Here is a 21240-nt window from a genome sequence, read left to right as displayed (position 1 = left end):
CGAGGTCCGTCACCGCATCACAATGCATCGGTCAGCCGCCATCCGCCTTCGGCTCGGCGGCATTGGCCGACGGGGCCTCCTCCAGCCCCTTCTCGATCTTGTGCTTGATCTTGACCAGATCCTCGGGCTCCGGGCTGAGATCGCGGGCGGCGTTCCACTGAAAGACCGCCTCCAGCTTGCGGTCGACGCGCCAATAGACATCGCCGAGATGATCGTTGATCACCGGATCGGAGGGCCGCAGCTCCATCGCGCGCTCGAGTTCGCGGGTCGCCTCGGTATAGCGGCCGAGCCGGTAGTAAGCCCAGCCGAGCGAATCGGTGATGTAGCCGTCACGCGGGCGCAGTTCGACGGCCCGGCGCAGCATGCCCAGCGCTTCATCGAGCTTGAGATGCTGATCGACCAGGGAATAGCCGAGATAGTTGAGCACCAGCGCCCGCTCGCGCCCCAGCGCCTCCGGCATCAGTTCGAGGGCCTTGCGCAGATCCTCCTCGGCCTCCGCCCAGCGCTTGATGCGCTCGCGGGCAATGCCACGGAAGTAATAAAGGTCCCAGTTCGAGCGGCCCGGCGAAGCGAGCTTCGCGATCGCCTTGTCATAGGTGTCGGCAGCCTCGGCGAAGCGCTTGCGTGAGCGGTAGACATTGCCGAGCGCCGAGAGCGCGTCGACATCGTCAGGACGCGCTGCGATCAGCGCTTCGAGATGCTTCACCGCCTCGTCCGACTTGCCAAGCGCTTCCAGCGCCAGACCGGACTGGATCTCGGCATTGGAGGCCAGCGGCGAACCCGGCGGCATGCGGTTGTAGACCGTCACCGCATCATCGAGCTGCTTGGCCCGCTCCAGGATGTCGCCGAGCGTCAGGACGGCGAGATCGTGATTGGGGTCGAGATAGAGGGCGAGCCTGAGATAGAGCAGTGCAGCGGCCTCGTCTCCCTGGCGGTTCCCCGCGCTGGCGAGGCCGTAGAGCACTTCGGCTGCACCCTGCTGCGCCGTAGCGACCGAGCGGGCAAGCGGCTCCTTGGCGGCGACCCGGGTCAATCCGTCACGCACGATGGGGTGATTCGGCAGGAGCCTGTCGAAGGCGCCATAGGTTGCCGCAGCTCCTTCGAAATCGCCGGAGCGGGTCTGGAAGCGAGCCCAGAGATCGACGAGACGCAGCGTCGTCTTCTCGGCCTCATAGGCCGCCTTGAGCCTGCGCTCGGAATCCGCCTTGCGGCCGGCGATATCGAGGATCAGGCCGGCATGATAGTCGCGGAAGAGATTGTAGGAAGGCTCGCCCTTGAGCCGCTCGAGCGTCTCGAGCGCGCGGTTGGTCTGGCCGGAGCCGGCATAGGACCATGCGGACAGCAAGGTCGCCGTGATGTCGGCGGAACGCCCGCGCCCGCCGCGCTGCAGGTGATTGCGCGCCGTCTGATACTGTTTCTGCTTGATGGCGCGAATGCCGATCGCGAGCTGCGCCAGCCCGTTGCTCGGGTCGCGCTGCACCAGCTTCTCGGCGGCGCGGAACGCGTCATCCATGGAGCCATCGGCCAGGAAGGCGACGAAACCACGCTCCAGCAGATCGTTGTTCTTCGGATCGCCCTTGATCGCCTCCCGCAGGAAGACCGAGGCCGCGCCAAGGTCTCGGCCGGCACCGGCCACGATCGCGGCCAGATAGTTGCCTTCAAGGCTTTCGGCAGGCTCAAGCGGCTCGGTGGTGCGGGTCGGCGTATTGGCTTGCGTGGTGGCCTGCGCAGCGGCCCCGGCATGAAGCGCGACAAACAAGGCCAAGGCCAATGTCGCGCCGGCCCCTCGGCCGTTCATTCGAAACGTCACGACTGCTATTCTCCCTCGGTCCGCTGCCTCGTGTGGCACAGGGGCTGGGTCCATTCAGCGCGACCGTGACCGCTTCGCATAGGCGCGCAAGATGGCCGTTTCCGGGCGCCCCGGCAAGCCGCAAAGCCGGCGCAGATCGCCTCCGTAGCAAGGATGCAACAACCACTGCAATCACGTCGTGCAGCGCACAAATTCAATCACGTCACGCTGCAGATCGGCACGCCATCACCATTGCAGCTGCATCTCTCGGCTCTGTGGCGACGATTCGCCCAGGATCATCCCAGGGAGACGATCGTTCGCTCGGTCGCCGCGATCATCGACCGCACCTCGCCGGGGCCAAGTGACCATTTCGGCAGGACAAGCCGCCGCCCTGGCAGGGCGCGGCCTCCTTATCGCACCGGTCACCGTCGCCGACTCATCACATGTTCGAGTAACCCGGGCCACCGCCGCCCTCAGGCACCACCCAGGTGATGTTCTGGGCGGGATCCTTGATGTCGCATGTCTTGCAGTGCACGCAGTTCTGCGCGTTGATGACGAAGCGCGGATCGCTCTTCGTCTCGTTGTCCTTGTAGACGATCTCGTAGACGCCGGCCGGGCAATAGAGCCGGGCGGGCTCGCCATACAGCGGCAGATTCTTCGCCACAGGAATGGCGGGGTCGGTCAGCTTCAGATGGGCGGGCTGGTCTTCCTCGTGATTGGTCGAGGACAGGAACACCGACGACAGCTTGTCGAAGGAGAGCTTGCCGTCCGGCTTGGGATAGGTGATCGGCGTCACCTCGCTCAGTGGCTTCAGCGTCGCGTAATCCGGCTTGCCATGCTTGAGCGTGCCGAAAGGCGACCAGCCGAAGAGCTGGTTCAGCCACATGTCGATGCCGCCGAGCACAACACCGCCGATCGTCCCGAATTTCGACCAGAGCGGCTTGACGTTGCGGACCGGCTTGAGGTCGCGGCCGATCGGAGACGCGCGCCAGCTGGTTTCGATCTCGCTGACTTCGTCATGCGCGCGTCCCGCCGCCAGCGCCGGCACGAGATGCTCGGCCGCCAGCATTCCGGACAGGATCGCGTTGTGGCTGCCCTTGATGCGCGGCACGTTGACGAAGCCGGCCGCGCAGCCGACCAATGCCCCGCCCGGGAAGCTGAGTTTCGGCACGGATTGCCAGCCACCTTCGGTGATGGCGCGCGCGCCGTAGGACAGGCGCTTGCCGCCCTCGAAGACGTCCCGGATCATCGGGTGCGTCTTGAAGCGCTGGAACTCGTCGAAGGGCGAGAGTGTCGGGTTCTCGTAGTTGAGATGCACGACGAAGCCGACGGTGACGAGATTGTCGTCGAAATGATAGAGGAACGAGCCGCCACCGGTCTTGCCGTCGAGCGGCCAGCCGAAGGAGTGCTGCACCCGGCCCTTGTGGAACTTCTCCGGCTTGACCTGCCAGATCTCCTTGAGGCCGATGCCGTATTTCTGGGGCTCACGATCCTTGTCGAGACCAAAGCGCTGGATCGCGATCTTGGACAGCGAGCCGCGCGCTCCTTCGCCGAGCAGCGTATAGCGCCCGCGCAGCTCCATGCCGCGGGTGAAGCGTTCGGAGACCGTGCCGTCCTTGGCGATCCCCATGTCGCCCGTGGCGACACCAGTGACGGCGCCCTTCTCATCGAAGAGAAGCTCAGCGGCCGCGAAGCCCGGATAGATCTCGACACCCAGCGCCTCGGCGCGGGTCGCCAGATAGCGCGTCACCAGCCCGAGCGAGCCGACGAAATTGCCGTGATTGTTCATCAGCTTCGGCATGCCGAAATTCGGCAGCCGGATTCCGTTCGGCTCGGTCAAGAAATAGAAGGTGTCCTCGCTGACTTCCGTGGTCAGCGGGCGTGCCTCGTCCTGCCGCCAGTCAGGCAACAGCGCGTCGAGACCAATCGGATCGATAACCGCGCCCGAGAGGATATGGGCGCCGACCTCCGCCCCCTTCTCGACCACGACCACCGAGATGGCCTCGTCGAGCTGCTTCAGGCGAATGGCGGCTGCGAGACCAGCGGGACCTGCGCCGACGATGACGACGTCATAGTCCATGCTCTCGCGCGGGGTGCTTTGCGCTTCCTCGAGTTCCATCCTGCCCTCCGCCAACAACTTTCGCCTCGACAGCGATAGTTTATATATGAACGATCACACTCTCTGGCTCAAGCCAAACCGAAACCAGATTGGAACCCCTCTATCCGAGCCCACGTTCCAATTTGCAACCGCGTTTGACCGCTCTGGCGAGCACGCGGAGCCGGGACAGCCGCCCGACAGGTGTCGCGAAGCCGCGCCGGACCGTGCTAAGACGCCGGGATGATCCCTGCTGGCCACGATCCCGTCGAACTCATTGCCTGGTACGCCGAGATGGGCGTCACCGAGATGCTCGACGAGACGCCGCATGACCATTTCGCCGAATCCGCACAGGCCGCCGAAGCTGCCGCCACGCAGCCTGCAGCACGCCGCAATCCTCTGCGTGCGGTTCCTGCCGCGCGCGTCATCGCGGCCGACGCAACGGCGCCCGACGAGGCCATGCAGAGCGCGCGCCTGCTGGCCGGGCAGGCCAAGACGCTCGACGAATTGAAGGAGGCACTGGCCAGCTTCGAGGGCTGCGCGCTCAAGGCGACCGCGAAGAATCTCGTCTTCGCCGACGGCAATCCGGAGGGGCGCGTGATGTTCGTCGGCGAGGCCCCCGGCGCCGATGAAGACAGGCTCGGCCTGCCCTTCGTCGGGCGCTCCGGCCAGTTGCTCGACCGGATGCTGGCGGCTATCGGCCTCAACCGGCAGGAACATGTCTACATCGCCAATCTTCTGCCCTGGCGTCCGCCCGGCAACCGCACGCCGACGCCGCAGGAGGTCGCGATCTGCCTGCCGTTCATTCAGCGGCAGATCGAACTCGCCAATCCCGATATCCTCGTCTGCATCGGCGGCCCCTCTGCCCAGGGCCTGCTCGGCTTCACCGGCATCCTCGCCTCGCGCGGCAAGTGGACCGAGTACGATATGGGCACAAGGCGCATCCGCGCCCTCGCCACGCTTCACCCCGCCTATCTGTTGCGCCAGCCCCTGCAGAAACGCCTCGCCTGGCGCGACATGCGGGCGCTCAGGACAGCGCTCGACGCAGCCAGCTAAAGTATTCGCCTGCGACAACGCAGCCCTGCCTCTGCGACATTCCGGCCCCTCGCGCAGTTTCGGATTTGACTAAATTGCCGCGCAGCGACGATGCTGTGCGGGCAGAGTCGTTTCAAGCCGCTCGTGCGGCGTGCCGGCCGGAGCCTTGCGATGGAAATCGACGCTTTTCTGCTTTCGCGTATTCAATTTGCTTTCACGGTTTCCTTCCACATCGTCTTCCCCGCCTTCACCATCGGGCTTTCCGCCTATATCGCGACATTGCTCGGCCTCTGGCTGAAGACCGGCGACGACAAGTTTCACCTGCTCGCCCGGTTCTGGACCAAGATCTTTGCGGTCTCCTTCGCGATGGGCGTCGTTTCGGGCATCGTGCTGTCCTACCAGTTCGGCACGAACTGGAGCCGGTTCTCGACGGTGGTCGGCAACGTCATCGGTCCACTGATCGGCTACGAGGTTCTGAGCGCCTTCTTCCTCGAGGCCTCCTTCCTCGGCGTCATGCTGTTCGGCTGGAAGCGCGTTCCGCCCTGGCTGCATTTCCTGTCCGCGGTGATCGTCGCCGCCGGAACGGCCTTGTCGGGGTTCTGGATTCTCTCGGCCAATAGCTGGATGCAGTATCCGACCGGCCACGAGATGCGCGACGGCATCGCCTATCCGGTCGACTGGCTGCAGATCATCTTCAATCCGACCTTCCCCTTGCGCTTCATGCACATGATGACGGCGGCCTATCTGACCACCGCCTTCGTGGTGCTGGCGACGGGAGCGCGCCATCTCCTGGCCGGGACGAGCATCGAGCCTGCCAGGACGATGGTGCGAATGGCGATCCTGATGATCGCCCTGACGGCTCCGATCCAGGCCATCATCGGCCACCAGCACGGCGAGGACACGGCGAAATACCAGCCGGCGAAGCTCGCAGCGATCGAAGCGCATTGGGATTCGTCGAAGCCCGGCGCTCTGGTTCTCTTCGCCTGGCCCGACGAGAAGGCCGGCATCAACCGCTACGAAATCGCGATTCCCGGGCTCGCCAGCCTCGTGACCCATGGCAGCATGAGCGCTCTCTTTCCCGGCCTGAATGATTTCGCGCCGCAGGACCGGCCGCCCGTCAAGATTCCCTTCTTCGCCTTCCGGCTGATGGTCGGCATCGGCTTCCTGATGATCGGCTTCGGCTGGCTCGGTGCCTATCTCTGGTCACGTGGCAAGGTGTTCGAAGCACGACGTTGGCTCTGGCTGGCGCAATACACCTGGCCACTCGGTTTCGTCGCCATCCTCGCCGGCTGGTTCGTGACCGAGGTCGGGCGCCAGCCCTGGCTCGCAACGGGTGTGCTGCGTTCGGTCGACTCCGTCTCGCCGGTGACGGCGATGCAGGTCGCAATCTCGCTCGCGCTCTTCGTCTGCGTCTATTCCGTGGTCTTTGCGGCCGGGATCCTGCTGATGAACCGGTTGATCGACAAGGGCCCCGACGCTCTCCTCGCCACGGACCCACCGGAGCAGCCTTCGCAGCGGACGCTCAAGGCGACGCAGGATGACGCCTCTGTGCTGTTCGGCGACGGGCATCCCGGCGACGACAAGATCCAGCCGGCGAATTGAGGGGAGAGCTGAGATGGAATGGTATCTCCCCGTCATCTGGGCCGTCCTGATCGGTACTGCCGTGATGCTCTATGTCGTGCTCGACGGTTTCGACCTCGGCATCGCGATCCTCTTCCCGACGACCAGGGACGAGGGCGAACGCGACCAGATGATGAACTCGGTCGCGCCCTTCTGGGACGGTAACGAAACCTGGCTCGTGCTCGGCGGCGGCGGCCTCTGGGTCGCCTTTCCGACCGCCTACGCCATCATCATGCCGGCCTTCTACACACCGATCATCCTGATGCTGCTGGCGCTGATCTTCCGCGGGGTCGCCTTCGAATTCCGCTGGGTCGCCAAGCCGCATCACAGGAAATGGGACATTGCCTTCTGGCTCGGCTCGACCCTTGCGGCCTTCGCTCAGGGCCTCGTGCTCGGTGGCTTGATCCAGGGCATCACCGTGAGCAACCGCGAGTTTGCCGGCGGCCCCTTCGACTGGCTGACGCCGTTCTCGGTGATGTGCGGGGTCGGCGTCGTCGTCGGCTACGCGCTGCTCGGCGCGACCTGGCTCGTCTTCAAGACGGAAGGTGCCGTCGCGGACAGGGCACGCCACCAGGCGAAATGGCTCCTGCTCGGTCTGATGGCTTTCGCTGTGATCGTCTCGCTGTGGACGCCCTACGCACATCCGCGCATCGCCGAACGCTGGTTCACGCCGTCCAACCTGCTGCTGCTCTGGCCATTCCCGGTCCTGACGGCGTTCTGCGGCTATATGGTCTGGAAGCGGCTGCACGGGCAGCACGAATTCACACCCTTTGCCTTCACCATCGCGATCTTCCTGCTCTGCTTCCTGGGACTCGCGATCTCGAACTATCCCTATCTGGTGCCCCCGAGCCTGACGATCTGGGATGTGGCCGCAGCGCCGTCCTCCCATATCTTCGTCCTGATCGGCGTCTGCTTCCTGCTGCCGATGATCCTGTTCTACACGGCCTTCGTCTACTGGACCTTCCGCGGCAAGGTGAGGGCCGACAGCGGCTATCACTGAGGTAACAGGAAGAACCTGGGGAACCACCCGCGCGCGAGCCGGTTGACGAATAGCTTGAGTTCCGGGCCTCTCTCCACGAGATTGCTCGGGACTAGACGGGGACTCCGCCATGCGTTGGGAAGATTATCGCCAGTCCCAGAATCTCGAGGACAGGCGCAATGGCGGCGGCGGCTTCGCGGGGCTTCCCGGCGGGCGCGGCGGTGTCGGCATCGGAACTATGGTCGTGCTTGGCCTTGTCGGCTGGGCTCTCGGGATCGATCCGCGCATCCTGATCGGTGGCGCCGAAATGCTCGGGGTCGGGCGCAGTGCTCCGACCCAGGAGAGCCGCCCGGCCTCAGGCCCGCCGCAGGATGAAATGGGTCGCTTCGTTTCGGCGGTGCTGGCGCAGAACGAGGATATCTGGACCAAGATCCTGCCGCAGCAGGCGAACCGCCGCTACGAACCGCCGAAGCTCGTGCTGTTCTCGCGCATCGATCGCTCGGGGTGCGGCACGGCACAGGCAGCGATGGGGCCGTTCTATTGCCCCGAAGACAAGAAGGTCTATCTCGACCTCTCCTTCTTCCAGGAGATGCAGCGCAAGCTCGGCGGTGGTGGTGACTTCGCCTATGCCTATGTGATCGGCCACGAGGTCGGCCATCACATCCAGAACCTGCTCGGTATCCTGCCCAAGGTGAACCAGCTGCGACAGCGCATCTCGGAGCGCGAATCGAATGCGCTGTCAGTGCGGGTCGAGCTGCAGGCGGACTGCTTCGCCGGCGTCTGGGCGCATAATGTCCAGGCGATGGGCCGAATCGACCAGGGCGATGTCGACGAGGCGATGCGGACGGCGGCGGCGATCGGCGATGACCGGCGGCAGCAAGCCTCGCAAGGCGTGGCCGTGCCCGATTCCTTCACCCACGGCTCGTCGGCGCAGCGCACACGCTGGTTCACGACCGGCTTCAAGTCCGGCTCGCTGCAAAGCTGCGATACCTTCCGGACGAACCAGCTTTAGATCATCGGACCCGATCTCGTATCCGATCCGATCTCACCTTCTGGGGTTGCGTCGGCTTTCCCCGAATACCGCGATCCACCTTTCGGGCCGATGCCTTGCGTCTCAGGATACGGCACGCTCCCGGCGCACCGAGAGACGCCGCGGCGCGGCATTCAGCCGCCCGGCCAGAACCAGCCCCTTCGGCACCACAAGGCCGGCCCGCAGCCGACGCGGGCCGAATGACAGCGCGGCGCGCTCCTTGAGCGCCGCAGCAACCCCGCTCAGCGGCAACAGGGCCGGCCTGTCGGGCGCCAGCAGCAGATGGCGCTCGGTCGCCTGAATCCAGTTTGGCTGCAGGATGTCCCCGGCGCTCAACAGAAGCAGCCAATCGCCGCGCGCCTGCGCGGCACCGGCATGCCAGCTTTCAGGCACGGCCGCCCTGACATAGGTCGCACCCGTCGCATCGGCGAGGCGTTCCACCTCCCCCTCACCATCCGCATCGACGACCACGGCATGGCCGAGGAAACCTTCGGCAACGGCCGGGATCAGCGCGGAAAAAGTCGCAGCGAGTGCTCTGGCCGGTCCGTCGGCCCTGATGACGGCTGTAAGCATGGCCCATTGATTATGACGCAGCGCAACATGCCGCAATCCCGCCACTTGCATTTTGTTCCCTATATGTTCACATTGATGGTCACGGAAACGCCGATTCTTACGGCCCTCTCAGGAACGGCTCAGCGCCATGCAGCAAGCCAGACCCAGTTCGCGACCGATCGCAGCCCAGCCGCTCAGGCGGCATGACGGCGAAACCCTGTCGGCATCCGCGCGTGTCGCTCCGGCTGACCCCCTCGCCTATGCCGGCCACCGCATCGATCCGGAACGACGGCGCGGGCGCGGGGCAACGATCAATCCAGGCGGACGCTTCGAGACCGAGCAGCGCGTCGCCGAAGATGATGGCTGGGGCTCTCTCGGCGAATTACCAGCCTTCAAGACCGAAGTCGCGATCGAGAAAGCGCGCACGATCATCACGCGGAATGATTCGCCGGATATTTCGTTTGACCGCTCGATCAACCCCTATCGCGGCTGCGAACATGGCTGCGTCTACTGTTTCGCGCGGCCGAGCCATGCCTATCTCGGGCTTTCKCCTGGGCTCGATTTCGAGAGCAAGTTGACAGCCAAGCCCGACGCCGCGCTGCTGCTCGAGAAGGAATTGTCTGCACCGTCCTACCAGCCGCGCACCATTGCGATCGGCACCAATACCGACGCCTATCAGCCGATCGAGAAGAAGCTGCGGATCATGCGCTCGATCCTGGAGGTGCTGGCGCGCTTCCGCCACCCGGTCGGCATCGTCACGAAATCGGCACTGGTACAGCGCGACATCGACATCCTGGCGCCGATGGCAGCGCAGGGCCTCGCCAAGGTCGCGATCTCGGTGACGACGCTCGATCCCAAGATCGCGCGCGGCATGGAGCCGCGCGCCGCCGCGCCGGCGAAGCGGCTGGAGACGATCAAGCGGTTGTCGGATGCCGGCATTCCGGTGACCGTGCTGGTCGCGCCGATCATCCCCGCGATCAACGAGCAGGAAATCGAGCGCATCCTCGACGCCGCCAAGGCCGCCGGGGCGCGCGAGGCCGGTTACGTGCTGCTGCGGCTGCCGCTGGAGGTGAAGGATCTCGTCCAGGACTGGCTCCTGACCCACCATCCAGACAAGCTGCGCCATGTCGTTTCGCTGATCCGCTCGACACGCGGCGGCAAGGATTACGACTCGGCCTGGGGCCAGCGTCAGGTCGGTTCCGGTCCCTATGCCTGGATGATCGGGCGGCGCTTCGAAATGGCAGCCGAACGCCTCGGCTTCAACGCGACGCGGTTGCGGTTGCGCAGCGACCTCTTCCTGAAGCCGGAGAAGGAAAAGGCACAGCTCAGCCTGTTCTAGACGACGGCCTTCCGGCATAAGCCCGGCAACGATTTCTTTCCTGGACCGGGCATGGCCGCCGATTTCAGCCGCGAGGCGCACGCAATTGAGCAAGGATTCTGGCCATTGGCCGGCGTCGACGAGGTCGGACGCGGGCCGCTGGCCGGGCCAGTGGTGGCGGCTGCCGTCATTCTCGACCCCGGCCTGATTCCGGCTGGCCTCGCCGATTCGAAGGAACTCAGCGCCGCAAGGCGCGAAGCGCTGTTCGGGGAGATCGCCAAAGCCGCGCTCGGTATCGGGATCGGCAGCGTCACAGCGCAGGAGATCGACGCGCTCAACATCAGGCAGGCGACGCTGCTCGCCATGAAGCGCGCGGTTGCCGGTCTGCCTGTCCAGCCGCGGCATGTGCTGGTCGATGGCAACGACCCTCCCACTCTGCCCTGCCCCTGCGATGCGATCATCAAGGGCGACGGCAGCGTGGCCTCGATTGCGGCCGCATCGATCATCGCAAAGGTGACCCGCGACCGGATGATGGCGCGCCTGGCGACGCATTATCCGGCCTATGGTTTTGCCGGGCATGCCGGATATGGCACGGCCGCGCATCGCGCCGCGATACAGACCCACGGCCCGTGCCCGGAGCACCGTTTTTCCTTCGCGCCGATCAAGGGCGTCTGGCGGCGCTGAGCGGTTGTGCGATGCCCGCGACACGTTAGCCGTTTCTTAACACCCGATCCGGATTCAGCTGGTTTGCCAATGCACTAGGCAAAAACTGCAGCCCCAAAACGAGACGCATTTTTTTCAACCCGGAAACCCGGCTTTTACCCTGACTCCCCCAAGATCGCGACTGTTGAAGTTGCGTAAATGGTTCGGCGTCATGGGTACCTCGCGTACCGGGACTGCCAGCGCCGCCGTCCGGATTCAGGTTTCGCGTACCGGACGGCCTGCGCTGCAGTCTCGGATGAAGGCTTCGAGCCTTTCATTTGATCTTCCGCTCGATCAGGTCGTCGTCGGCGACTGCATCGCCGCGCTCGACCGCCTGCCTCCGGCAAGCGTCGACCTCGTCTTCGCGGATCCACCCTACAATCTTCAGCTTGGCGGCGATCTCCGCAGGCCTGACGACAGCCTCGTCGATGCCGTCGACGACGACTGGGACAAGTTCGCCTCCTTCGCCGAGTATGACGCCTTCACGCGAGCCTGGCTGACCGCCTGCCGGCGGGTGCTGAAGCCGGACGGCGCAATGTGGGTGATCGGCTCCTATCACAACATCTTCCGCGTCGGCGCGATCCTGCAGGATCTCGGCTTCTGGATGCTGAACGACATCGTCTGGCGCAAGGCCAACCCGATGCCGAACTTCCGCGGCCGGCGCTTCACCAACGCGCATGAAACACTGATCTGGGCGGCGCGCGGCGAAAGCTCGAAATACACCTTCCATTACGAGGCGTTGAAGGGCGGCAATGACGACCTGCAGATGCGCTCGGACTGGTATCTGCCGCTCTGCACCGGCGAGGAACGTCTGAAGGACGCGTCCGGCGCCAAGGTGCATCCGACTCAAAAGCCGCAGGCCCTGCTGGCCCGCGTCATGCTTTCGGCTAGCAACCCCGGCGACGTGATCCTCGATCCGTTCTTCGGCACCGGCACCACGGGTGCCGTCGCGAAGGCTCTCGGTCGGCGGTTCATCGGCCTTGAACGCGACCCGGTCTATGCCGAGGCGGCGCGCAAGCGCATCGCCGCTGTCCAGCCATTGCCGCCCGAATCGTTCTCCACCGCGCCTTCGAAGCGCAGCGAACCGCGCGTGCCCTTCCTCAGCCTGGTCGAGGCCGGGCTGGTCAAGGCCGGTGAGAGTGTCGTCGACGAGAAACGCCGCCACAAGGCGACGATCCGGGCCGATGGCACGCTGTTGCTTGGCCCGGCTGTCGGCTCGATCCACAAGGTCGGAGCGCTGGCCCAGGGGTTACCCGCCTGCAATGGCTGGACCTTCTGGCATGTCGAGCGCCCGGAAGGGCTGACGCTGCTCGATTCACTGCGCGGCGAGATCAGGGCGCAGATGGCAGCGGCCTGAGCGCCTCGAGCCCTGCCTCGAGCGCTTTCAGGAAGACCGCCGGGAACGGCTCGTCACGGAGCCGCGCCAGCGGGGTGAAGCGGGAGCCTTGCGGCGCCGGCGTCGCCCGCGGGGCACGCGCGACAAGGACCGTGAGCTCCAGCGGAAAATGGGTGAAGACATGGCGAACGGGCGTTGCCAGCCTGCGCCACTGCGCCGGAAGCGGAGCATCCTGCAAGGCGTCAGCGAGGCGGTAATCCGCGCTCCATTGACCGGTCGGCACCTCCGCCATGCCTCCAAGCAGCCCCTTGGCCGGCCGCGTCCGCAGCAGAACCGCGCCATCCTCGCGCAGCAGCACGAAGGCAGCCCCGTAGCGGGTTGCCCCAGTCTTCTTCGCCGCCTTCCGCGGAAAGGTCTCCTGTGTCCCCGCCGCCCGTGAGACGCACGGCGCCTGCCACGGACAAATGCCGCAGGCTGGCGAGCGCGGCGTGCAGATCGTGGCGCCGAGATCCATCAGTGCCTGCGCGTAATCGCCCGGTCGTTCCGACGGCAACAGGGCCAGGGTGCGCTCCCTGATCAAGGGCTTGGCCCCCGGCAAAGCATCCTCGATTGCAAAGAGACGGGTCATGACGCGCTCGACATTGCCGTCAACCGCAACCGCCGGCCGGTTGAAGGCAATGGCTGCGACAGCGCCTGCCGTATAAGTTCCGATGCCCGGCAGTTCGCGCAGGCCTTCCTCGGTATCGGGAAAGCGACCCGCGTGCAGCGCCGAGACCGCTTTGGCGCAAGCATGCAGATTGCGAGCCCGCGAGTAGTAGCCGAGGCCGGCCCAGGCCTGCATGACCTCCTCGCTCGGCGCGTCGGCAAGAGCCCCAACCGTCGGGAACCGTGCCATGAACCGTTCGAAATAGGGCTTCACCGCCGCGATCGTGGTCTGCTGCAGCATGATCTCTGAGACCCAGACGCGATAGGGTTCGGCCCTCTCGCCGGGCAAGGCACGCCAAGGCAGGACACGGCGGTGGCGATCGTACCAGTCCAGGAGATCGGCGGCAGTCGCAGCAGGGGCGCGCATTGCGAGGGTCATGTCCCCGGTTTAGCGTGCCGTCCCCCAGCCGCAAGATGCTAACGTCCAAGATGCTAACGTCATTGAGCTCCCGCGATCACATGACCATATCGCCGGAGAGCCCTTCACCCCGCGACGCCCTCACGATCAAGCGGATCGTGCGCGTGAACCATGCCGGGGAATACGGCGCGATCCGCATCTACTCCGCGCAGATCGCAGTGGCGAAGCGGCTCACGCCCGACATCGTCCCGGCTTTGCAGCAGATGCTCACCGACGAAATCGACCATTGCGCCAGGTTCTATGCGGCCATGCCGGCACGCGGTTCACGTCCCTGCCGGATCATGAAGCTGTGGAGTCTCGGTGGCTCGCTGCTCGGCTTGATGACGGCATTGATGGGGCGACGCGCGATTTGGGTTTGCACCGCAGCGGTGGAAGAGACCGTACACCGTCATCTCGATGAACAAATGCATTTCCTACAGGGCCGAGACGCCGATCTCCACGCCGTCATCAACAGCATCCGCGAGGAAGAGCTGGCGCATCTTCATCATGCCGAAATGCAGCTCGGCAGCGAAGCAAGACACTCGCTGCAGACCATGCTGCAATCCGCCATTGCGATGGTGACCGAAATTCTGATCTGGCTATCGACTTGGGGGGATTCCACCCGCATGACACGCGCGCTGCGGCAAGCGCGCTCGTAACGGCGAACGACCATGTCGACAGCAACGCAAGCCATCCCCGCCCTCGAAACGCGCCGCCTGATCCTCAAGCCGCTGACGCTCGATGACGCACCAGCGATCCAGGCGCTGTTTCCGCACTGGGAGATCGTGCGCTATATCACCAGGCGGGTGCCTTGGCCCTACCCGCCCGACGGCGCGCTCGCCTATCTGCATGAGGTCGCCGTGCCAGGAATGGCGCAAGGTACGGAATGGCACTGGAGCCTGCGGCTGAAGAGCGAGCCCGGCCAACTCGTCGGCCTGATCTCGCTCAGGGAGGGCGAGGACGAGAACCGCGGCTTCTGGCTCGGTCTGCCCTGGCAGCGACAAGGGCTGATGAGCGAAGCGGCCGCCGCCGTCACCGATTTCTGGTTCGATGTCCTCGGGCGTTCGGTGCTGCGCGTGCCGAAGGCCGCCGACAACACCGCGTCCCGCCGCATCTCCGAGAGTGGCGGCATGCGCGTCATCCGGGCCGAGATGCGCGATTATGTCGGCGGCCGGCATCTTTCGGAAATCTGGGAGATCAGCGCCGAGGAGTGGCGCCGTCACCGCAACAGCTGATAGAGCTTCGGCCCTTGTCGCGCCGATGCGCCGGCCCCAGAATAGAGCATGGCTGCCAAACCCCTCGCCGACCTGATCGATGACTGCCTTGCGCCGGCGCTCGCCGCCCAGGGTTTCGCCGGGCGCGCCATCGTCTCACTCTGGCCGGAGATTGTCGGCGAGCGGCTGGCAGCACGATCGCGGCCGCTTAAGATCGACTGGCCGCGCCGACGCCCGGCGCCCGGCGAGACATCGGAACCGGCAACGCTCGTCGTGCGCGTCGAGGGCGCCTTCGCGCTCGACATGCAACAACTCGGGCCCGTGGTCCTGGAGCGGGTCAACACTCATCTCGGCTGGCGTGCCGTCGGCAAGCTCGTGCTGAAACAGGGACCGGTCGAGGCCCCGCAGCAGAAGCCGGTGCCTCCGCCGCCCGATCCGGCCCTCGTTGGGCGGATCGCGCAGCAGGTCGCCCATATCGAAGACCCGGGACTGCGGGCCGCGCTGGAACGGCTCGGCCTGGGCGTCGCTCAGAAATCCGCCACCACGAGATGACACGGCTTCGTGAGGAAGCCGTCATTCCCCGCGAACCGATCTTGCCACATTCGTGTTGGCCACTATGGTCCCGACACCGATTTGGCCCCTTAGGATATTGCACGATGACGAACAGGCGACAGCTTCTGACCGGCGCGGCCGGGATCGCAGCCGCCGCGATGCTGGGTTCCGCTCCGGCCCGGGCGCAATCCGCGACCGCCGACCTCGCTGTCGCCGGCCCGCTGGGCGATGTCTGGCTCGGCAAGCCCGACGCCAAGGTCACCATCATCGAATACGCCTCGCTGACCTGCAGCCATTGCGCGAGCTTCCACCGTGATACCTGGCCGGCGCTGAAGGCGAAATATATCGACACCGGCAAGGCGCGCTTCACGCTACGCGAATTCCCGCTCGATCCGCTGGCGACGGCGGGCTTCATGCTGGCGCGCTGCAACGGCAACGACAAATACTACCCGATGTCGGATCTGCTGTTCGATCAGCAGCGCAACTGGGCTTTCACCGAGAAGCCGGTTGATGCGCTGGCCGCGATGGTGAAGCAGGCCGGTTTCACACAGGAATCTTTTGAAGCCTGCTTGAAACGGCAGGATATCTATGACGCCGTCACGCAAGTGAAGGATCGCGGGGCCAAGGCTGGCGTCGACTCGACGCCGACCTTCTTCATCAACGGGCAAAAGCGTGCAGGTGCGCTTTCGATCGCGGAATTCGACAAGATCCTCGAGCCGCTGCTGGCCGGCTAAGCCCACGCGCCATCCTGCCACCCTGGACGATGAGGCGCGTCGATGCATCTGACGCGCCTCAAGCTGACCGGCTTCAAGACCTTCGTCGAGCCGTCCGAGTTCCTGATCGAGCCAGGCCTGACGGGAATCGTCGGCCCCAATGGCTGCGGCAAGTCCAATCTCGTCGAAGCCCTGCGCTGGGTGATGGGCGAGAGTTCGTTCAAGAACATGCGCGCGTCCGGCATGGACGACGTCATCTTCGCCGGATCCTCCGAACGTCCCGGCCGCAACATGGCCGAAGTTGCGCTCACCCTCGACAATAGCGACCGCAAGGCTCCCGCGGCCTTCAACGATACCGATGTCCTCGAAGTGACCCGCCGGATCGAGCGCGAGGAAGGCTCGACCTATCGCGTCAATGGCAAAGAGGTGCGCGCCCGCGACGTGCAACTGCTCTTTGCCGATGCGGCGACCGGAGCCCGCTCGCCGGCCCTGGTGCGGCAGGGGCAGATCAGCGAACTGATCGCCGCMAAGCCGCAATCGCGTCGCCGCATCCTTGAAGACGCCGCCGGCATCGCGGGCCTGTACAGCCGCCGACACGAGGCCGAACTCCGACTCAGGGGGGCGGAAGAAAATCTGACGCGGCTGGAGGACGTGCTTGGCGAGATCGGCACGCAGGTCGACGCCTTGCAGCGGCAGGCGCGGCAGGCCGGGCGCTATCGCAGCCTTGCCGCCGACATCCGCCGCGCCGAGGCGACGCTCGCCCTGATCGCCCATCGCGACGCGCGCGAACATGCGGCCGCTGCCGAGCGGGCCCTGGAAGCGGCGGTCCGCGGCGTTGCCGAGCAGACAGGCATCCAGGCCGAAGCGGCACGCCATCAGGCCGTGGCGGCGCATGCGCTGCCGGCGCTACGCGAGGCCGAGGCCGCCGTAGCCGCCGCCCTTGTCAGGCTGAAGCGCGGCCTCGATGAGCTCGAGGCGGCAAACAGACGCGCCAAGCTACGCGCAGAAGAGCTTGGCAAGCGCCTGACCGAGTTGCAGAGCGATCTCACGCGCCAGGACCGCGTCGCCGACGATGCCGCCGAAAGTCTCGCGCGGCTGACTGGAGAGGATGGGACGCTTGCCGGCGAAGCCAGCGCGGCCACGACCGTGGGAGAGGTTGCAGGAGCCTCGCTGGCCGAAGCTGAAGCGATCCTGCTTCAGGCAGAGGGCGAGCATGCCACGGCACAGGCCAGATTGTCGGAATTCGCGGCCCGCCGCGACGCCATGGAGCGGACGCTCCGTGACGCCCGAACCCGCGAGGCCAGGAATGTCGCGGAGCAGGACAGGTTGCGTCGCGACCTCGCCGCGCTCGACGCAGATGATGCCGCGGCTCAACTCGACAGACTGACGGGCGCGCGCGCTCAGGCCGAGGAGACCATGCTGGAGATGGATTCGGCGGCAGCCAGCGCAAGAGCTGTTCTGGGTGCAGCCCGAGAAGAAGAGACCCGGCTGCGCGCGCCGCTGGCCGAGGCAGATCGCGCAGCCCAGCGCCTCGACACGGAAATCCGCACGCTGCAGAAACTTCTGGCACCGGCGGCAGGCGATCGCTGGCCGGCGATCCTCGAAGCGATCAGCGTGACGAAAGGGTTCGAGACCGCACTTGGTGCAGCCCTTGGCGACGATCTCGACGCCGCCTCCGACACTGCTGCCCCGGCTCATTGGCGCGACATGGGCAATGCTGCGGGGGACCCTGCCCTTCCCGATGGCGCCGAGGCGCTGGCCCGGCATGTGCGCGGGCCGCAAGCCCTGGCGCGGCGCCTGGCCCAGGTCGGCATCGTGCCGCGCGAAGAGGGCGCGAGGCTTCGCGCCTCGTTGCAGCCCGGCCAGCGTCTGGTCTCGCGCGAAGGCGACATCTGGCGCTGGGACGGCTTCACCAGCGCGGCGGAGGCTCCATCCCCTGCTGCCCGCCGCCTCGCCGAAAAGAATCGCCTTGGCGACCTCGAACGTGAGGCGGAGGCCGCGCGCAAAGCCGCAGAGCTTGCGCGGCAGGGCCTCGATACGGCCAGCCAGACAGTTCGCGCCTCCGCGCAGGCTGAAATGGTCGCCGTCGAAGCCGTGCGGCTCGCCCGGCGCGATCTGGATCAGGTCCGAGAGCGGCTCGCAAGCGCCKAGCGCAAGGCCGGCGAGACAGCCGCGCGCCGCTCGGCTCTCGATGAGGCCGTCGCCCGCCTGGGCCAGGCGATCTCGGAAGCGACGACCCAGGCTTCTGCAGCCGAAGAGGCGCTGGCCGCGCTGGCGCCGGCGACCGAGCTCGAAAGCGTCCTCCTGAAGGCGCGCGCCGGCCTCAGTGAACAGCGCGCAGCCGCTTCGGATGCGCGTGCCCGCGTCCAGACCCTGGCGCGAGAGGCGGAGCTTCGCGAGCGACGCCGCGCCACGATCTTCGTCGATATCCGGGCCTGGCAGGAACGAGCCAGGGCGAGCGCCCAGACCGCTGACGAGACGAAGCGGCGCATCGCGACTGCGGAGATCGAGCGCAAGGCGCTGCTCGACGCACCGGACACCTTCCTGGTCGAGCGCAGGCGCCTGGTCGGCGAGATCGAGGCGGCCGAGACGGCACGCCGCGAGGCGGCTGACCGCCTGGCCACGGCGGAGACCGCCCAGGCTGAGGCCGATCGGCTGGCCAGAACGGCACTGGAAACCCTCTCTGGTGCACGCGAGGTCCGCGCCTCCGCCGAGGCGCGCCTGGAGGCAGCCCGACAGCGCCTGGTCGATGTGGAGCGGCAGATCGAGGACGGGCTCGAGACAGGGCTCGCCGGGCTCCAGGAACTGACTCTGATCAAGCCGGGCGAAGCGCTGCCGAATCCCGCCGAAATCGAAGGTCGCCTCGCAGGCCTGAGGGCCGAACGCGAACGTCTGGGCGCTGTGAACCTGCGTGCCGAGGACGAGCTCGTCGAAATCCAGACCAAGCGCGCGGGCCTGACAGGGGAGCGCGACGACCTGAGCGAGGCGATCCGGCGCCTGCGCCAGGCCATCGGCGCGCTGAACCGCGAAGGCCGCGAGCGGCTGCTGGCCGCGTTCGAGGTGGTGCACGAACACTTCCAGCGTCTGTTCGGCATCCTGTTCGGCGGTGGCACGGCCGAGCTCCGGCTGGTCGACTCGGAGGATCCTCTCGAGGCGGGGCTGGAAATCTTCGCGCGCCCCCCGGGCAAAAAGCCGCAGGTGATGACCCTGCTCTCCGGCGGCGAGCAGGCCCTGACCGCGACCGCCCTGATCTTCGCCGTGTTCCTGACCAACCCCTCGCCGATCTGCGTGCTCGACGAGGTCGACGCGCCGCTCGATGACGCCAATGTCGAGCGCTACTGCGATCTGCTCGACGATATGGCCCGAAATACCGAGACGCGCTTCATTTTGATCACCCACAACCCCATTACCATGGCGCGCATGGAACGGTTGTTCGGCGTAACCATGGCCGAGCGAGGGGTCAGCCAACTGGTCTCGGTCGACCTCGCAACAGCGGAACAAATCCGCGAAGCCGTCTGAAAAAAAGCCACATTCGGGTTCGCAATGCGGCAAGAATGCCGCACAAAGCACTAATATCAAATAATTTCAATAACTTAACACCAATCCCCATGCCTTGACAGTCGCCGGAGCGAACAATAAAGGAAACGCGCTGACAACGGCTCGGCCTGCGGGTCCGGACAGGTTCGTGGCAATTTCGGACGCGGTCGTGGCCATGACACGGTCGGCAGGGAGTTGCTGATGTCTGAATCCGACCCGAACGGCTCCGATCCGAAGTTGCGGGAAAGACTGGACTCGCTGAAGGCCGCCCTCGGGCGTGCTGAAGCCGCCGAAAAGGCGGATTCAGAGAAGGCGGGTCCCGACAAAGCGCTTGCTGGCGCGATGTCATCAGGTTTTCGCGCAGCCACGGATATGGCTGGCGGCGTTATCGCTGGTGCCCTGATCGGGTATTTCGGCGACCGGTGGTTGGGAACGTCGCCGTTCCTGCTGATCGCCTTCCTGGTGATCGGAACCATCGCCGGCCTGCGCTCGGCCTATCGGCTCGGAACGCGCCCTTCCTCACCGAAGGGCGGCGAACCGGAACGTTGAATGTGTTTGCAGTGCCCCGAACCGGGGCAATTTAGGGGTGACTTATGGCGGCTGGCGGCGGAATCGATCCGATCCACCAATTCGAGATCAAGCCGATCCTGGGCCTGCGGCCGTTCGGCCTCGATCTGTCCTTCACCAATGCTTCGCTGTTCATGGTGGTGGCCGTCGCGGTGATCTCCGCCATCATGATCTATGGCTCCAGCCAGCGGGCGACGGTTCCAGGCCGCCTGCAGTCGCTCGCCGAGATGCTCTACGAGTTCGTCGCGTCCACCATCACAGGCGTGATGGGTCGGGACGGGATGCGCTTCTTCCCCTTCGTGTTCTCGCTCTTCATGTTCGTGCTGACCGCGAACATGCTCGGCATGGTCCCGGGTTCGTTCACCGTCACCAGCCAGATCATCGTGACGGCGGCCTTCGCCTTCCTCGTGATCACCGTCGTGCTGGTCTACGGAATCATGAAGCATGGCAGCCATTTCTTCGGCCTGTTCGTGCCGTCAGGCGTGCCGGGCTGGCTGCTGCCCTTCATGGTCCTGATCGAAGCCGTCTCCTTCATGTCCCGGCCGATCTCGCTCAGCCTGCGCCTGTTCGGCAACATGCTGGCCGGGCACATCGCGCTCAAGGTCTTCGGCGGCTTCGTCGTCGCCCTGACCGGCGCCGGCATCTACGCCACACTGGCGCCGCTGCCGCTGTTCCTGGCCGTCGCGCTGACCGCGCTTGAGTTCCTCGTCGCTTTTCTGCAGGCCTATGTCTTCACGATATTGACCTGCGTCTATCTCAACGACGCTCTCCATCCGGGACACTGACCGGGCGAGCTCGCGAGACTTCACCCTTCCACCACTCTCAACTGTTTTACATCGGAGAAAGACTATGGATCCCGTCGCAGCTAAGTATATCGGCGCTGGTCTCGCCAGCCTCGGCATGGGCCTCGCCGCTATCGGCGTCGGCACCATCTTCGGCAACTTCCTGTCCGGCGCCCTGCGCAACCCGTCGGCTGCCGACGGTCAGTTCCCGCGCGCCTTCATCGGCGCGGCGCTCGCGGAAGGTCTCGGCATCTTCGCGTTCGTCGTCGCGCTCGTTCTGCTCTTCGTCGTCTGACGAGCATTCACTGCGGCTCCGC

Annotated in this window: 18 protein-coding genes and 1 pseudogene; 15 read left to right on the top strand and 4 right to left on the bottom strand. The window is 65.6% G+C overall.

What is annotated here, in order from left to right; genetic code table 11:
• Positions 1–31: 31 nt before the first annotated feature.
• Both AC1DGP_RS01445 and AC1DGP_RS01440 read right to left on the bottom strand, forming a co-directional pair.
• Complete coding sequence (locus AC1DGP_RS01445) at positions 32–1810, bottom strand: tetratricopeptide repeat protein (RefSeq protein ID WP_441488934.1); 1779 nt, start codon at positions 1808–1810, stop codon at positions 32–34.
• 418 nt (positions 1811–2228) lie between these two features.
• Positions 2229–3908 (bottom strand): electron transfer flavoprotein-ubiquinone oxidoreductase, encoded by a 1680-nt coding sequence (locus AC1DGP_RS01440; RefSeq protein ID WP_476831661.1) that lies wholly within the window; start codon positions 3906–3908, stop codon positions 2229–2231.
• Positions 3909–4127: 219 nt separating this feature from the next.
• Between AC1DGP_RS01440 and AC1DGP_RS01435 the strand changes: the two genes are divergently transcribed.
• From AC1DGP_RS01435 to ypfJ, 4 genes are all read left to right on the top strand, one after another.
• The gene (locus AC1DGP_RS01435; RefSeq protein WP_441506459.1) at positions 4128–4940 is read left to right on the top strand and encodes a uracil-DNA glycosylase; all 813 of its coding nucleotides are present in this window, start codon (positions 4128–4130) and stop codon (positions 4938–4940) included.
• Between the two features lie 150 nt (positions 4941–5090).
• Complete coding sequence (locus tag AC1DGP_RS01430; protein WP_476768150.1) at positions 5091–6521, top strand: cytochrome ubiquinol oxidase subunit I; 1431 nt, start codon at positions 5091–5093, stop codon at positions 6519–6521.
• 13 nt (positions 6522–6534) lie between these two features.
• Positions 6535–7539 carry a cytochrome d ubiquinol oxidase subunit II gene (gene cydB / locus AC1DGP_RS01425; protein ID WP_476831660.1) on the top strand — a complete coding sequence of 335 codons (1005 nt, stop codon included), beginning with the start codon at positions 6535–6537 and terminating at the stop codon, positions 7537–7539.
• A gap of 109 nt (positions 7540–7648) precedes the next feature.
• Entirely contained in the window at positions 7649–8530 is an 882-nt protein-coding gene (gene ypfJ / locus AC1DGP_RS01420; protein WP_476831659.1) for a KPN_02809 family neutral zinc metallopeptidase, read from the top strand.
• Between the two features lie 102 nt (positions 8531–8632).
• Here ypfJ and AC1DGP_RS01415 read toward each other — a convergent pair whose 3' ends face one another.
• A complete protein-coding gene (locus tag AC1DGP_RS01415) occupies positions 8633–9121 on the bottom strand; it encodes a glycosyltransferase family A protein (RefSeq protein ID WP_441506456.1) in 489 nt (162 codons plus the stop codon).
• A gap of 127 nt (positions 9122–9248) precedes the next feature.
• On the opposite strand from AC1DGP_RS01415, the gene AC1DGP_RS01410 reads away from it, so the two are divergent.
• The 3 genes from AC1DGP_RS01410 (at position 9249) to AC1DGP_RS01400 (ending at position 12477) form a co-directional block, all read left to right on the top strand.
• Positions 9249–10439, top strand: coding sequence for a PA0069 family radical SAM protein (locus AC1DGP_RS01410; RefSeq protein ID WP_441506455.1), 1191 nt, complete (start codon positions 9249–9251; stop codon positions 10437–10439).
• A 51-nt stretch (positions 10440–10490) separates the two neighbouring features.
• Positions 10491–11102, top strand: a complete 612-nt coding sequence (gene rnhB / locus AC1DGP_RS01405; RefSeq protein ID WP_441506454.1) for a ribonuclease HII — start codon at positions 10491–10493, stop codon at positions 11100–11102.
• A gap of 190 nt (positions 11103–11292) precedes the next feature.
• Complete coding sequence (locus AC1DGP_RS01400; RefSeq protein WP_476831706.1) at positions 11293–12477, top strand: DNA methyltransferase; 1185 nt, start codon at positions 11293–11295, stop codon at positions 12475–12477.
• Here the strand turns inward: AC1DGP_RS01400 and mutY are convergent.
• Positions 12458–13528 (bottom strand): annotated as a pseudogene (gene mutY / locus AC1DGP_RS01395) (A/G-specific adenine glycosylase); the annotation flags it as partial. The gene AC1DGP_RS01400 and the pseudogene mutY sit on opposite strands and share 20 nt — an antisense overlap.
• A 92-nt stretch (positions 13529–13620) precedes the next feature.
• Between mutY and AC1DGP_RS01390 the strand changes: the two are divergent.
• The 8 genes from AC1DGP_RS01390 (at position 13621) to AC1DGP_RS01355 (ending at position 21218) form a co-directional block, all read left to right on the top strand.
• Complete coding sequence (locus AC1DGP_RS01390; RefSeq protein WP_476831658.1) at positions 13621–14217, top strand: demethoxyubiquinone hydroxylase family protein; 597 nt, start codon at positions 13621–13623, stop codon at positions 14215–14217.
• Positions 14218–14229: 12 nt separating this feature from the next.
• Positions 14230–14793 carry a GNAT family N-acetyltransferase gene (locus tag AC1DGP_RS01385; RefSeq protein WP_476831657.1) on the top strand — a complete coding sequence of 188 codons (564 nt, stop codon included), beginning with the start codon at positions 14230–14232 and terminating at the stop codon, positions 14791–14793.
• Between the two features lie 48 nt (positions 14794–14841).
• Positions 14842–15324 carry a DUF721 domain-containing protein gene (locus tag AC1DGP_RS01380; protein WP_441488924.1) on the top strand — a complete coding sequence of 161 codons (483 nt, stop codon included), beginning with the start codon at positions 14842–14844 and terminating at the stop codon, positions 15322–15324.
• A 104-nt stretch (positions 15325–15428) separates the two neighbouring features.
• Positions 15429–16058 carry a DsbA family protein gene (locus AC1DGP_RS01375; protein WP_441488923.1) on the top strand — a complete coding sequence of 210 codons (630 nt, stop codon included), beginning with the start codon at positions 15429–15431 and terminating at the stop codon, positions 16056–16058.
• Positions 16059–16100: 42 nt separating this feature from the next.
• Positions 16101–19556 carry a chromosome segregation protein SMC gene (smc, locus tag AC1DGP_RS01370; protein WP_476831656.1) on the top strand — a complete coding sequence of 1152 codons (3456 nt, stop codon included), beginning with the start codon at positions 16101–16103 and terminating at the stop codon, positions 19554–19556.
• Positions 19557–19775: 219 nt separating this feature from the next.
• A complete protein-coding gene (locus tag AC1DGP_RS01365) occupies positions 19776–20123 on the top strand; it encodes an AtpZ/AtpI family protein (RefSeq protein ID WP_113512844.1) in 348 nt (115 codons plus the stop codon).
• Between the two features lie 44 nt (positions 20124–20167).
• Positions 20168–20926, top strand: a complete 759-nt coding sequence (locus AC1DGP_RS01360) for a F0F1 ATP synthase subunit A (protein WP_069877479.1) — start codon at positions 20168–20170, stop codon at positions 20924–20926.
• A 64-nt stretch (positions 20927–20990) separates the two neighbouring features.
• Complete coding sequence (locus AC1DGP_RS01355) at positions 20991–21218, top strand: F0F1 ATP synthase subunit C (protein WP_043231023.1); 228 nt, start codon at positions 20991–20993, stop codon at positions 21216–21218.
• Positions 21219–21240: the final 22 nt, after the last annotated feature.

The organism is Allobosea sp. 05T433, from assembly GCF_056396065.1.
This window is presented reverse-complemented; position numbering and strand designations above follow the sequence as displayed.

Coding starts and splice junctions, on each gene's coding strand:
- AC1DGP_RS01430 (WP_476768150.1), top strand. CDS start 5,091: ATGGAAATCGACGCTTTTCTGCTTTCGCGTATTCAATTTGCTTTCACG.
- AC1DGP_RS01400 (WP_476831706.1), top strand. CDS start 11,293: ATGGGTACCTCGCGTACCGGGACTGCCAGCGCCGCCGTCCGGATTCAG.
- AC1DGP_RS01380 (WP_441488924.1), top strand. CDS start 14,842: ATGGCTGCCAAACCCCTCGCCGACCTGATCGATGACTGCCTTGCGCCG.
- AC1DGP_RS01365 (WP_113512844.1), top strand. CDS start 19,776: ATGTCTGAATCCGACCCGAACGGCTCCGATCCGAAGTTGCGGGAAAGA.
- AC1DGP_RS01375 (WP_441488923.1), top strand. CDS start 15,429: ATGACGAACAGGCGACAGCTTCTGACCGGCGCGGCCGGGATCGCAGCC.
- AC1DGP_RS01440 (WP_476831661.1), bottom strand. CDS start 3,908: ATGGAACTCGAGGAAGCGCAAAGCACCCCGCGCGAGAGCATGGACTAT.
- AC1DGP_RS01415 (WP_441506456.1), bottom strand. CDS start 9,121: ATGCTTACAGCCGTCATCAGGGCCGACGGACCGGCCAGAGCACTCGCT.
- ypfJ (WP_476831659.1), top strand. CDS start 7,649: ATGCGTTGGGAAGATTATCGCCAGTCCCAGAATCTCGAGGACAGGCGC.
- AC1DGP_RS01385 (WP_476831657.1), top strand. CDS start 14,230: ATGTCGACAGCAACGCAAGCCATCCCCGCCCTCGAAACGCGCCGCCTG.
- AC1DGP_RS01360 (WP_069877479.1), top strand. CDS start 20,168: ATGGCGGCTGGCGGCGGAATCGATCCGATCCACCAATTCGAGATCAAG.
- rnhB (WP_441506454.1), top strand. CDS start 10,491: ATGGCCGCCGATTTCAGCCGCGAGGCGCACGCAATTGAGCAAGGATTC.
- AC1DGP_RS01390 (WP_476831658.1), top strand. CDS start 13,621: ATGACCATATCGCCGGAGAGCCCTTCACCCCGCGACGCCCTCACGATC.
- AC1DGP_RS01435 (WP_441506459.1), top strand. CDS start 4,128: ATGATCCCTGCTGGCCACGATCCCGTCGAACTCATTGCCTGGTACGCC.
- AC1DGP_RS01355 (WP_043231023.1), top strand. CDS start 20,991: ATGGATCCCGTCGCAGCTAAGTATATCGGCGCTGGTCTCGCCAGCCTC.
- cydB (WP_476831660.1), top strand. CDS start 6,535: ATGGAATGGTATCTCCCCGTCATCTGGGCCGTCCTGATCGGTACTGCC.